Below are 12,458 nucleotides of genomic sequence, written 5' to 3' on the forward strand. Positions count from 1 at the left end.
GGTCTGGGGAGGGCTTAATGAATAAAGCGATATTAAACCGAAATTTGCGCAAGCTTCATTTATGGTTCGGCATTGGCATTGGTCTGCAATTAGGGCTGTGGCTCATCTCCGGTCTGTTCATGACCCTTTTTCCAATTGATCAAGTCCGGGGCACGCATTTACGGGCCGAAATCTCTTCGCCCATTGTCTCGCCCAACCTAGATATTTTAGGCCCGTCAGACATCGTTTCAAAACACGCGCTTCGTCCGCAATCTCTCACGCTTAAGATACTCAATGATCAGCCCGTTTATATCGTTGCAAGTGAAGAGCAAACGCAAGTCTTTGACGCTAAATCCGGTGTTGTCTGGGAAACCTTGAATGAGGCGCTAGCCACGCAAATTGCGGTCAGTAACTATGCTGGGCGAAGTACGGAAACTGCAGCCACTTTCTTTCAAGACAAAGCCCCGCGCGAATATGGGCGTGAGGGACCAGTTTGGCGGATTGATTTCAAGAAACCGGATGCTGCCAGTTTTTACGTCGATGCCACTACGGCCGAGGTCAAAGCTGTCAGAACAGGTTTATGGCGGACCTTTGATTTCATGTGGGGCTTGCACATTATGGATTGGAGCAACCGCGAGAACTTTAATTCTTGGTGGATCAAAACGGTTGCATCTCTTGCAGTCTTTTTCTTCCTAACGGGCTTAGCGCTCGTCGTGCTCAGGCTTCGTAGCGCCTTTAAGCGTCGCCGCAACTCAAAGTCGGGAGCCTGATCATGGTCTCAACACTTCCATCGGCACCAAACGATCCTTTATTTGGTCATAATCATTTCACGCCTATTCGGTGGGTTCTCGCAGGCCTTGTTGCCCTTGGTCATTTTTGGCTCACGACCACGGGCTATGAGCCTTTCAGAATCCACCAATGGACAGGTGGGTATATGGCCGTGAACGGTTTTTTCGTTCTCTCCGGTCTGCTTATTATGAAAAGCCTCGCAACACGTAACGATCTAAAATCATATGCCGCCTCTCGGCTTCTTAGAATTTACCCCGCACTGATAGCGATCATGGTTGCCTTCGTTCTGGTTTTTTCGACTCTCTTTTCAAAACCCGGCGGCCTCGTAAATTTAACATCCCCTGATACTTGGTCTTACGCTTTGCGGGTTTTGCTCATGGGAGATCCACAATGGGCTCCCGGAGGCATTTTTGCAGGCAATCTTGAAGAAGACTTCAATGGTCCTCTCTGGACCATCAGATATGAGATGGCCGCATATGTCCTTGCGGCTTTGGCATTCTTTGTTGGACTGGCGAAACGACTCTGGACGACTGTCCTAATGCTTATGGGCGTGGCCGGGATATACTTTCTAGCTCCGCTTCTATCCGACGTTTCAAACCTGCCGGCTTCGATTATGCCGCTATTCAGGCTCTCAACCTGTTTCTTACTGGGTATGACACTCTGGCATTGGCCAGCGGGCCGTAGGCCGCCTTGGTGGAGTATTGCTGTTATCGCAGTCTTATTCGCTATTTTCGGGGCAGGCTTTCTCGGTGAGCTCTTGGCAACACTGCTACTCACGGGAATTATGCTGAGGCTAGGCCTGTCTCGCCGTCAATTTAAGCCGCTACTAAAACTCCCGGATTACTCATATGGCATATACATTTGGCACTATCCGATCATCCAAGCCGTTTTGTTTCTCATACCCGGCTTGGGACCTTTTGAAGTTATGGCAATTTCGACGCCTCTGTTTATTCTCTTTGCGGGCCTGTCATGGCACGTCATTGAGAAGCCTGCGCTTAGATTAAAGTCTCGCGTCTCTAGGTGAGCATAGTATGCTATAGTTTTGTAAGGTAAAATCGTGCCCCAAAATGGGGGTCAAACTGTGCCCCAAAGACCGTTTGACACCTATCTAAGCAACTGTTATTTATAGCTTATTGTGATTCTTATGAGTCCTGCTTGCGGAGCCATATTTTACCAGAATATTTCATGATAAGAACCTTTATAATAAGATATTGAAAAATCACCAGAACTCGTCCGTATTGTTCTGATAATATCCGATATCACCCTCTCGACTTTGACTATTCGACACGCACTCACGGCACAAGATTGGTTGAACTCACAGGGCTAAGCGGACATCCTGATTTTTTACATTAGACGATCTTATACCGCTCATCTTTCGACTGCTCAGGGGGGGGGGGGGCTTAGGAGACGTTAGGCGAAGCCTAAACATCGATCCTATTCGCGCCGGAGGGGGAATCGATTTTAGTCGGAGAAGGTCACGGCAGAGGCAAGCGGGCATTAGTGAGTGCAAAATCTCGAACATTACCAGTGACCGTTAAGGGCTTGTGATTTCAACTGGTCGCTGGACGTCCGCTGCAAGGATATACCGTCAAAAATAATGGCACTTTGCACACGCAAAACTGTCTCTAAATCTAACTGAAAATACCGTGCGTAATTATTCTAGAAAACTCGAGCGTTCAGTTGGCTATTTCGCCCTAACGCAATCGTTGAATGGAGATTGATATGTCATCCGAACCTGCATCTAAAAACACCCCTTATTTATCGACCAGCGTGAAAATATCTTTTGCCCTATTAGCAGGTTGGGTGGCCCTTATGGGAGCTATGGGCGCGATTGCCGTCGCCGCCATATAGATATTTCCCGCGCGAAGCGGGATCATATTACGCCAATTTACCGTTTATCTGACGATTGATAACGTTAAGGAGGCATGATTATGGAGAACGAAACAGCATATGGGCAATCAACAGACGGCCATGACGACCCGTCAAGCAATGACACTGAAAAAGACATTTTACCGCCAAGTGCTAAAATATCAGGCACGATGTTATTGGGGTGGATTGGGCTTATGGCAATAACGGCCATTATTGCCGTCGCCATCATGCGATTTGGGTCCTTTAATGACGCTACAAAAATAACTGTATTAGATAAAGACGGCGAGGTTATAGAACAGCCCGCACATAATCTAAAAGACAACCGCGCGCAAATCCCGCGTCATTTTATTCATGTGAAAGCATCTTCATTTATCTAAGCTGCTAATTCTGCCGTTTATCCCGCCAGGGGTAATTCAAAATTTTCATTGGTTGCGACGGACATCGCGTGAAGGCGCCCTCCATTATGGTGTGACGGCGATAGCTTTGGCGCTGCGCGCCATGCAAATATTTTCGCCAAGGCACTCCCTTTGGTGCAATACCATTTGCGCACAGATGGATCCCAGCGTGCGCCAAGACGTTTAGCCAAGTCGCGGTCGGCATAGGCGACATCTAAATATTGTTTTGTCATAATCGTCTCCGTTCCAAAGGGGGCTTTCTTTAATTGGGATGTGGAACATAACAAGAACAAAATATGAGGTCAACATATTTTTACGGCAAGAGTGAGGTTGGTTTTTCAAAAGGCGACGGCATTGTTATTAGGGCGTTTCGCCCTATTTAAGATAAAGGAGGCTGTTTCATGCGATTAACCAAAGTTCTATTATTACCGGCTGTTACGACGATGATGTTGGCGGCGTGTCAAAACACGACCCCCCAATCTGACGGCGTTAATGACGCGCCCCAAACGGAGCAAAGCTTGCATGAGCGCATCTTAACGCTCGACACCCATGTTGATATTCCGCTGGATTATATGACGGCGGTGGACCCTGGGTGGCAGACAGAGGCGCAAGTCGATCTCCCTAAAATGGTCGAAGGCGGTTTGGACGCCATGTTCCTGATCGTCTATACGCCGCAAACGGAAATTTCAGGGCAGGGGTATAAAGACGCGGCCCGCATTGCAGAGACGCGCTACCGGGCCATTCAACAACTTATTATCAAATATCCTGACCGCGTCGGCTTGGCCTATACGGCGGCGGACGTGCGCAAAATTGTGGGTGAGGGGCGAAAGGCGATTCTAATCGGCATGGAAAATGCTTATCCGTTGGGGCCTGACCTTAATAAACTGGACTTATGGGCACGGCGCGGGGTGCGCTATGTCGGTATTACCCATATGGGGCATAACCAATTTGGCGATAGCTCTAACCCCAAAGTACAGTGGGACGAGCCAGAGAGTTTGCACGGCGGCTTGACGCCGCTGGGGCGGCAATTAGTGGCCAAATTAAATGACCTCGGCGTGATGGTCGATGTATCCCACGCGGCCAAATCCACGATGATGGAGGCTGTGGCCCTATCGCGCGTACCCGTTATCGCGTCCCACAGCGGGGCGATGTCGGTGGCGACATCTGCGCGTAATCTGGATGATGAGCAATTGCGTGCCCTCGCGAATAATGGCGGGGTTGTGCAGCTGGTTGCACTGGATGCCTATGTCAAAGCGCTTACGCCAGAGCAGGAAGCCTATAAACTGTCCGTTTGGGAGCAGATGGGCTTTGAGAGCGACAAGCAAATCTTTGGTATGACCCCAGAGCAAAAGGCCGACTATGAAGTCAAGCTGGCACCGATGTATGATTTGGCCCCGCCGGCCTCTGTGGCAGACTTTGTCGATCATATTGATCATGTCGTGACCGTGGCGGGTATTGATCATGTCGGCATCGCGTCTGATTTTGACGGCGGCGGCGGTATCGCGGGCTGGGAAGACGCAAGTAAGACACCAAACGTCACCGCAGAGCTACAACGCCGCGGCTATTCGGAAGACGACATTGCCAAGATATGGGGCGGGAACCTTCTCCGCGTTATGGAAGCGGTAGAGGACGGCCGCGCGGGGCCGAAACGGCGCTAGGCGCATTGTCTTATCTTGCATCATAATCGCTGCGTGTGAGCGCACCAGATTGACAGTGAAAAAACCACACTCTGGCTGTTGACGGGGCGAGAATCCCCGCGTATACGCCGCCTACTTGATGAAGGTGCTGTCTGTGGGTGACCGCAGAAACCTCCTTTAAGAGTGAAAAAAGTATCAATTGTCACGCTAAGTGGCCCAATGTTTTGGGGCGCAAGGGGTGGTTTTGTTGCAAATGGCCTGTTGTTGACTGTGACTATCACGGCGAAACGGCGGGGGTATTTGCTTTTTGTGCAGGTAGAAGGCGTTCATCCGACCCAATCCAGGGACGCGAACGCAAATAAAGGTTTAATATGCCAACGATTAATCAGCTGATCCGCAAGCCGCGGCAGGACAAGCGCAAGCGTAACAAAGTCCCAGCGCTAGAGGCGTGTCCTCAAAAGCGCGGTGTGTGTACGCGCGTTTATACAACAACTCCGAAAAAGCCGAACTCGGCCCTTCGTAAAGTGGCCAAAGTGCGCCTGACGAATGGTTTTGAGGTTCTAAGCTACATACCGGGTGAGGGTCACAACCTTCAAGAACACAGTGTTGTTCTTATCCGCGGTGGTCGCGTAAAAGATTTGCCCGGCGTGCGTTATCACGTCCTTCGTGGTGTCTTGGATACTCAAGGCGTCAAAGACCGTAAACAGCGTCGTTCGAAATACGGCGCCAAGCGTCCGAAATAGAGGGAATAAGATATGTCACGTCGTCACCGCGCTGAGAAACGCGAAATTCTCCCTGATGCCAAGTTTCATGATTTGATTCTGGCTAAGTTCATGAACGCCATCATGCTTGATGGTAAAAAATCTACGGCTGAAAAGATTGTCTATGGCGCGCTTGAAATCGTCGAAGACAAGGCGAAAACAGAGCCCGTCCGCGTCTTTCATGACGCGCTGGAAAACATCAAGCCTGCGGTCGAGGTTCGTTCTCGTCGTGTGGGTGGTGCAACTTATCAGGTCCCTGTTGAGGTTCGCCCTGACCGCCGCCAAGCTTTGGCTATCCGTTGGTTGGTCAACGCGTCACGCGCGCGCAATGAAAATACAATGCGTGAGCGCCTCGCTGGTGAGTTGCTCGACGCCTCAAACAATCGCGGTTCTGCCGTGAAAAAGCGCGAAGATACGCACCGCATGGCCGAAGCCAACCGCGCATTCTCGCATTACCGCTGGTAACCCCGAATTTAATAGAGACCGATCATGGCACGCGATTACGAACTTAAAGATTACCGTAACTTTGGTATTATGGCGCATATCGATGCGGGTAAAACAACCTGCACGGAGCGGATTCTCTATTATACGGGTAAAAACCACAAGATTGCCGAAGTGCATGACGGTGCCGCCACTATGGATTGGATGGAGCAAGAGCAAGAGCGGGGTATTACGATTACCTCTGCTGCGACGACCTGTTTCTGGGCTGGCAAGCGCCTGAACATCATTGACACACCGGGTCACGTTGACTTCACGATTGAAGTTGAGCGCTCATTGCGTGTTTTGGATGGTGCTGTTGCGCTTCTTGATGCCAATGCGGGTGTCGAGCCGCAGACAGAAACTGTCTGGCGTCAGGCTGATAAGTATAAAGTTCCTCGCATGATCTTTATCAACAAAATGGACAAAATCGGCGCGGATTTCTACGCCTCTGTTCAGTCTGTTAAGGATCGCTTGGGTGGAAACGCGCTTGAAATGCAGCTGCCGATTGGTTCCGAGGATCAGTTCACAGGTATGGTCGACCTTGTTAAAAACGTCGCCTACACGTGGGAAGAGGATGCCGAGCTTGGTGCGAAGTTTGACACGGGTCCCGTGCCAGCTGACATGGTCGATAAGGTCGAAGAGTACCGCATGGCTCTTATCGAGGCTGTCGCTGAGATGGATGATGAGGTCATGGAGGCCTATTTCGAGGGCACAATGCCCGATGTCGAGACAATCCAGCGTCTTGTGCGCGCGGCGACAATTGCGAACAAAGTTGTGCCTGTCTTCTGTGGTACAGCGTTTAAAAACAAAGGCGTTCAGCCTTTGCTCGACGCCGTTGTGGCTTACCTGCCAAGCCCGCTAGATATTCCTGCGATTAAAGGTATTGACGCCAAAACTGGCGAAGACACAACGCGTCCAGCGTCTGATGATCAGCCGCTCTCCATGCTTGCCTTTAAAATCATGAACGACAAATTTGTGGGTACACTGACATTCTGCCGTATTTATTCCGGCAAGTTGGAAACAGGTGTTACGCTTCTTAACTCTGTTAAAGAGCGTAAAGAGCGCGTGGGTCGCATGATGATGATGCACTCTAACGACCGCGAAGATATTCAAGAAGCCTATGCGGGTGATATTATTGCCGTTGCGGGCCTTAAGGGCACGACAACAGGTGATACGCTTTGTGATCAAAATAAGCCTGTCATCCTTGAGCGCATGGAATTTCCTGCGCCGGTTATCGAAATTGCTGTTGAGCCTAAGTCTAAAGCTGACCAAGAAAAGCTTGGTGTTGGCCTACAGCGTTTGGCGGCTGAAGATCCGTCCTTCCGCGTGTCGACTGATGAAGAATCAGGTCAGACAATCATGGCGGGTATGGGTGAGCTTCACTTGGACATCTTGGTCGACCGCCTAAAGCGTGAATTTGGTGTTGAAGCGAACATCGGTCAGCCGCAAGTGGCCTACCGCGAAGCGCTAGCCGAGCCTGTTGATATTGACTACACACATAAAAAGCAGTCCGGTGGTTCTGGTCAGTTTGGCCGCGTGAAAATTAAATTTCTCCCGCTTGAGCCGGGTGAGGGTATCCAGTTTGAATCAACGATTGTTGGTGGTTCTGTACCGAAGGAATATATCCCTGGTGTAGAAAAAGGTATCCGCACAATGGCCGAAACAGGTCTATTGGCTGGTTTCCCGGTTATCGATTTTAAAGCCGAGCTTTACGACGGCGCCTATCACGATGTTGATAGTTCTGTTATGGCCTTTGAAATCGCATCGCGGGCAGCGTTTCGTCAGATTAAATCTGAAGGTAAAGTGAAATTGCTAGAGCCTATGATGAAGGTCGAGGTGGTGACACCTGATGAGTATTTGGGTCCCGTTATTGGTGACCTTAACTCTCGTCGCGGCATGATTGCTGGGCAAGAAATGCGCGGTAACGCGGTTGTGGTTAACGCCATGGTGCCGCTGGCCAATATGTTTGGCTACGTGAACGATTTGCGCTCATCCACACAGGGTCGCGCGCAATTTACAATGACATTTGATCACTATGCAGCCACACCGCGTGCGGTAATGGACGAAGTGATCAGCAAGCAAGGCGGCGCGTAAATTTAGGGCGCGCTTCCTAATTAAAGTATTTAACTCCAACACGAGAACGGAGAGCTAAGATGGCAAAAGAGAAGTTTGAGCGGAATAAGCCGCATGCGAATATCGGCACGATTGGTCACGTTGACCATGGTAAGACGACGCTGACGGCGGCGATCACGAAGTATTTCGGTGATTTCAAAGCCTATGATCAGATTGACGGCGCGCCAGAAGAAAAAGCCCGCGGTATTACTATTTCAACGGCCCACGTTGAATATGAAACGGACGCGCGTCACTACGCCCACGTCGATTGTCCCGGTCACGCTGACTATGTTAAGAACATGATTACAGGTGCGGCCCAAATGGACGGCGCGATCTTGGTTGTTAACGCAGCGGACGGCCCGATGCCACAAACACGCGAGCACATCTTGCTAGCGCGCCAGGTTGGTGTGCCAGCCCTTGTTGTTTATATGAACAAAGTTGACCAGGTCGACGACGAAGAGCTTCTAGAGCTTGTTGAGATGGAAATCCGTGAGCTTCTAAGCTCTTACGACTTCCCAGGTGACGACATTCCTGTGATTTCAGGCTCTGCTTTGGCGGCGATGAATGGTGAAAATCCAGAGATCGGCGAAGAATCAATCAAAAAGCTGATGGCCGCTGTTGATGAATATATCCCGCAGCCAGAGCGCGCTGTTGACGGCGCCTTCTTGATGCCGATTGAGGATGTGTTCTCTATCTCTGGTCGCGGTACTGTTGTGACGGGCCGTGTTGAGCGTGGTATTGTTAAAGTTGGCGACGAGATTGAAATCGTGGGCATCAAGGACACACAGAAAACGACCTGTACCGGTGTTGAAATGTTCCGCAAGCTGCTCGATAGCGGTGAGGCGGGTGATAACATCGGCGCACTTATCCGCGGTATCGACCGCGAGAGCGTTGAGCGTGGCCAAGTGCTTTGTAAGCCAGGCTCTGTTAAGCCGCACAGCAAGTTTACAGGCGAAGCCTATATCCTGACCAAGGAAGAGGGTGGCCGTCACACGCCGTTCTTTAACAACTACCGTCCACAGTTCTACTTCCGTACAACAGACGTGACGGGTGTTGTGACCTTGAACGAAGGCACAGAAATGGTGATGCCTGGTGATAATGTGAACATCAATGTCGAGCTTATCGTGCCAATCGCGATGGAAGAAAAGCTCCGCTTTGCGATCCGCGAAGGCGGCCGCACAGTCGGCGCCGGCGTTGTGGCAAAAATCACAGAATAAGCCCTTTAAATTTCATCGGAGCCGCTGTATAGGCGGCTCCTTACAAGTTGTTTGACAGCGTTAAATCGGACCACCCGCGTTTACTCGGGTAAAAACTGGATAAAGTTATGGACAGTCAAAATATTCGTATCCGGCTGAAAGCCTTTGATCACCGCATTCTGGATAATTCCACAGCGGAGATCGTTTCAACCGCAAAACGCACCGGCGCCACTGTGCGCGGTCCGATTCCGTTGCCAACGCGCATCGAACGGTTCACCGTGAACCGCTCGCCGCACGTTAATAAAAAGTCGCGTGAGCAATTTGAAATTCGCACGCATAAACGCATGCTCGACATCGTCGACCCAACACCACAAACCGTAGACGCGCTTATGAAGCTCGACTTGGCCGCTGGTGTTGACGTCGAGATCAAGCTGGGAGCCTAGAGACTATGTTACGTTCAGGTATCATTGCTAAAAAATTGGGCATGACCCGCGTCTATGACGATGCTGGAAACCACGTCCCTGTAACAGTGTTGGCGCTAGAAGGCTGCCAAGTTGTTGCGCATAAAACACAAGAGCGCGACGGTTACCTCGCGCTGCAACTGGGTGCGGGTGAAGCGAAAGTAAAGCGCGTCTCCAAAGCTGAGCGCGAGCGCTTTGCGAAAGCAGGCGTCACACCAAAGCAAAAGCTAGTCGAGTTCCGCGTAGATGCGGGTAACGAGATTGAAGTGGGTTCTGTGTTACACGCCGATCACTTTGTACCAGGTCAAAAAGTTGACGTTGCGGGTATCACGGTCGGTAAGGGTTTTGCGGGTGCGATGAAGCGTCACAACTTCGGTGGTTTGCGCGCGACGCACGGTGTGTCTATCTCTCACCGTTCGCACGGTTCTACAGGTCAGTGTCAAGATCCTGGTAAAGTGTTTAAGGGCAAGAAGATGGCCGGTCACATGGGTGCGGTTCGCAAAACGAACCAAAACCTTGAGGTGGCGCGTGTTCTTGCTGATGACGGTCTCGTTTTGATTAAAGGCGCAACGCCTGGTGCCAAGGGCACATGGCTAGAAGTGCGCGACGCGGTCAAAGGTGTAAAGGCGTCTGATTTGCCTATGCCTGGTAAATTTGGTGCGGCACCTGTTGCGGCGAAACCTGCCAAGGCGAAAGCTGACACGCCAAAGTCAAAAGGTGAGGAAGAGTAATGAAACTCGACGTTCAAACATTAGCGGGTAAGAAATCCGGCTCTGTCGATCTTGATGACGGCGTGTTCGGAAATGAGCCTCGCAAAGACATTTTGCACCGCATGGTGCAGTATCAGCTGGCCAAACGCCGTTCTGGCACACATCAAGTGCAAGAGCGCGGCGATGTGTCCAAGACAACAAAGCGTATCGGCAACCAAAAAGGCGGCGGTACAGCGCGTCACGGTAACGGGTCTGTATCGCAGTTCCGTGGTGGTGCGAAAGCGCACGGCCCACGCTCACGCGATCATTCATTTGATTTGCCGAAAAAAGTGCGCGCAATGGCTCTTAAGCATGCTTTGTCTGCGAAAGTCGCAAGTTCAGAGCTTATCATCATTGATGATGCGGTTCTAAAGGCGCCAAAAACGGCTGATCTTCGCAAGTCGCTAGAGGCGCTTGGCGTGACGAACGGTCTTGTTGTTGGCGGCGCGACATTGGACGAAAACTTCGCCAAAGCCGCTCGCAATATCCCTAACCTCGATGTGCTCCCTAGTCAGGGTGCCAATGTTTATGACATTCTAAAGCGTCATAAATTGGTTCTGACCAAGCAAGCCGTCCAAGATTTGGAGGCTCGCCTGAAATGAGTGTAGCAGCCCGTCATTATGATGCGATTGTCAGCCCGGTTATCACCGAGAAGTCCACAATCTTGTCTGAAAATAATCAAGTCGTGTTTGAAGTCGCTATTGACGCCTCCAAGCCCGAAATCAAAGACGCCATTGAAGCGTTGTTTTCCGTCACTGTTGTGGCTGTGAATACAATCAAAATCAAAGGCAAAACCAAGCGCTTCCGCGGTATTGCCGGTCGTCGCAAAGATGTCAAAAAAGCCGTTGTCACGTTGAAAGACGGCGACACAATTGACATCGCAACTGGTCTGTAGGGGTAAGATATGGCTTTAAAGACATATAATCCAACCAGCCCGTCACGCCGCGCGCTTGTGCAGGTTGACCGTTCTGAGCTCCATAAAGGTCGCCCGGAAAAGTCCCTGACAGAAGGCTTGAGCAAATCGGGTGGTCGTAACAACCGTGGTCGCATCACGTCTCGCCGCATCGGTGGGGGACATAAGCGCCTGTACCGTATTGTTGATTTTAAACGCACAAAGCGTGACGTTGAAGCGACAGTGCTGCGCCTGGAATATGATCCAAACCGCACAGCGTTTTTGGCCCTTATTCAATATAAAGACGGCGAAAAAGCTTATATCATTGCGCCGCAGCGTTTGGCCGAGGGTGATACAATCATCACGGCTGATAAAGCTGATGTGAAACCTGGTAACTGTATGCCACTTCGCGCGATGCCTGTTGGGACTATCATTCACAATATCGAAATGAAGCCTGGTAAGGGCGCGCAAATCGCACGGTCTGCGGGTACTTATGCTCAGCTTGTCGGTCGTGCTGATGGTTACGCGCAGGTTCGCTTGAAATCTGGCGAAATGCGTATGATCCACCAGAACTGTATCGCCACTGTTGGTGCGGTGTCTAACCCGGATCACATGAACATCAATTTGGGTAAAGCGGGCCGCAAACGCTGGCTTGGCGTTCGCCCATCTGTTCGCGGCGTGGCCATGAACCCGGTTGATCACCCGCACGGTGGTGGTGAAGGCCGGACATCGGGTGGTCGTCACCCAGTCACACCTTGGGGTAAGCCAACAAAAGGCGCGCGTACGCGTTCCAATAAGGCTACCGACAAATTTATCATTCGTTCGCGCCACGCGAAGAAGAAACGGTAGGGGCCTGATATGCCACGTTCAGTTTGGAAAGGTCCGTTTGTTGACGGATATCTACTTAAAAAGGCGGCAGCGTCACATGAAGAAGGTCGTCGCAAGCCGATCAAAACATGGTCTCGCCGTTCAACTGTCATGCCTAACTTTGTTGGCTTGACGTTCCAGGTTCACAATGGTCACAAATTTGTGCCAGTTGTTGTCGACGAAGATATGGTCGGTCACAAGCTGGGTGAATTTGCACCAACACGCACATATTACGGTCACACGGCCGATAAAAAAGCGAAGCGGAAGTAGA

16 protein-coding genes are annotated in these 12,458 nt (G+C 50.9%); 15 read left to right on the plus strand and 1 reads right to left on the minus strand.

Annotation, left to right across the window (positions count from 1 at the left end):
• Positions 1–17: 17 nt before the first annotated feature.
• From AB6B37_RS03065 to AB6B37_RS03080, 4 genes are all read left to right on the plus strand, one after another.
• Positions 18–749, plus strand: coding sequence for a PepSY domain-containing protein (locus tag AB6B37_RS03065; protein WP_371397436.1), 732 nt, complete (start codon positions 18–20; stop codon positions 747–749).
• A gap of 2 nt (positions 750–751) precedes the next feature.
• Positions 752–1,792 carry an acyltransferase family protein gene (locus AB6B37_RS03070; RefSeq protein ID WP_371397437.1) on the plus strand — a complete coding sequence of 347 codons (1,041 nt, stop codon included), beginning with the start codon at positions 752–754 and terminating at the stop codon, positions 1,790–1,792.
• A 698-nt stretch (positions 1,793–2,490) separates the two neighbouring features.
• Positions 2,491–2,619, plus strand: a complete 129-nt coding sequence (locus tag AB6B37_RS03075; RefSeq protein ID WP_371397438.1) for a hypothetical protein — start codon at positions 2,491–2,493, stop codon at positions 2,617–2,619.
• 80 nt (positions 2,620–2,699) lie between these two features.
• Positions 2,700–3,014 (plus strand): hypothetical protein, encoded by a 315-nt coding sequence (locus AB6B37_RS03080; protein ID WP_371397439.1) that lies wholly within the window; start codon positions 2,700–2,702, stop codon positions 3,012–3,014.
• A gap of 17 nt (positions 3,015–3,031) precedes the next feature.
• On the opposite strand, the gene AB6B37_RS03085 is transcribed toward AB6B37_RS03080, so the two are convergent.
• Entirely contained in the window at positions 3,032–3,265 is a 234-nt protein-coding gene (locus AB6B37_RS03085) for a DUF5710 domain-containing protein (protein ID WP_371397440.1), read from the minus strand.
• 168 nt (positions 3,266–3,433) lie between these two features.
• Here AB6B37_RS03085 and AB6B37_RS03090 point away from each other — a divergent pair, with 168 nt between their 5' ends.
• From AB6B37_RS03090 to rpsS, 11 genes are all read left to right on the plus strand, one after another.
• On the plus strand, positions 3,434–4,690 hold the full coding sequence (locus tag AB6B37_RS03090) for a dipeptidase (RefSeq protein WP_371397441.1): 1,257 nt from the start codon (positions 3,434–3,436) through the stop codon (positions 4,688–4,690).
• 350 nt (positions 4,691–5,040) lie between these two features.
• Positions 5,041–5,412 carry a 30S ribosomal protein S12 gene (gene rpsL, locus AB6B37_RS03095; RefSeq protein ID WP_371397442.1) on the plus strand — a complete coding sequence of 124 codons (372 nt, stop codon included), beginning with the start codon at positions 5,041–5,043 and terminating at the stop codon, positions 5,410–5,412.
• Positions 5,413–5,424: 12 nt separating this feature from the next.
• Positions 5,425–5,895 (plus strand): 30S ribosomal protein S7, encoded by a 471-nt coding sequence (gene rpsG / locus AB6B37_RS03100; RefSeq protein ID WP_371397443.1) that lies wholly within the window; start codon positions 5,425–5,427, stop codon positions 5,893–5,895.
• 24 nt (positions 5,896–5,919) lie between these two features.
• Positions 5,920–8,004: an elongation factor G gene (gene fusA, locus AB6B37_RS03105; protein ID WP_371397444.1), complete on the plus strand. Its 2,085-nt coding sequence runs from the start codon at positions 5,920–5,922 to the stop codon at positions 8,002–8,004.
• A 59-nt stretch (positions 8,005–8,063) separates the two neighbouring features.
• Complete coding sequence (tuf, locus tag AB6B37_RS03110) at positions 8,064–9,239, plus strand: elongation factor Tu (protein ID WP_371397445.1); 1,176 nt, start codon at positions 8,064–8,066, stop codon at positions 9,237–9,239.
• A 107-nt stretch (positions 9,240–9,346) separates the two neighbouring features.
• On the plus strand, positions 9,347–9,661 hold the full coding sequence (gene rpsJ, locus AB6B37_RS03115) for a 30S ribosomal protein S10 (RefSeq protein WP_371397446.1): 315 nt from the start codon (positions 9,347–9,349) through the stop codon (positions 9,659–9,661).
• Between the two features lie 5 nt (positions 9,662–9,666).
• Positions 9,667–10,410, plus strand: coding sequence for a 50S ribosomal protein L3 (rplC, locus tag AB6B37_RS03120; protein WP_371397447.1), 744 nt, complete (start codon positions 9,667–9,669; stop codon positions 10,408–10,410).
• The gene (gene rplD / locus AB6B37_RS03125; RefSeq protein ID WP_371397448.1) at positions 10,410–11,030 is read left to right on the plus strand and encodes a 50S ribosomal protein L4; all 621 of its coding nucleotides are present in this window, start codon (positions 10,410–10,412) and stop codon (positions 11,028–11,030) included. Before rplC ends, rplD begins: the two co-directional genes overlap by 1 nt.
• Positions 11,027–11,323, plus strand: a complete 297-nt coding sequence (locus AB6B37_RS03130) for a 50S ribosomal protein L23 (RefSeq protein ID WP_371397449.1) — start codon at positions 11,027–11,029, stop codon at positions 11,321–11,323. Before rplD ends, AB6B37_RS03130 begins: the two co-directional genes overlap by 4 nt.
• 9 nt (positions 11,324–11,332) lie before the next feature.
• Positions 11,333–12,169: a 50S ribosomal protein L2 gene (gene rplB, locus AB6B37_RS03135; RefSeq protein ID WP_371397450.1), complete on the plus strand. Its 837-nt coding sequence runs from the start codon at positions 11,333–11,335 to the stop codon at positions 12,167–12,169.
• A 9-nt stretch (positions 12,170–12,178) separates the two neighbouring features.
• The gene (gene rpsS, locus AB6B37_RS03140; RefSeq protein WP_371397451.1) at positions 12,179–12,457 is read left to right on the plus strand and encodes a 30S ribosomal protein S19; all 279 of its coding nucleotides are present in this window, start codon (positions 12,179–12,181) and stop codon (positions 12,455–12,457) included.
• Position 12,458 lies beyond the last annotated feature (1 nt).

Origin of the sequence: Fretibacter rubidus (assembly GCF_041429785.1) — a bacterium.
GTDB classification, from domain to species: domain Bacteria; phylum Pseudomonadota; class Alphaproteobacteria; order Caulobacterales; family Maricaulaceae; genus Fretibacter; species Fretibacter rubidus.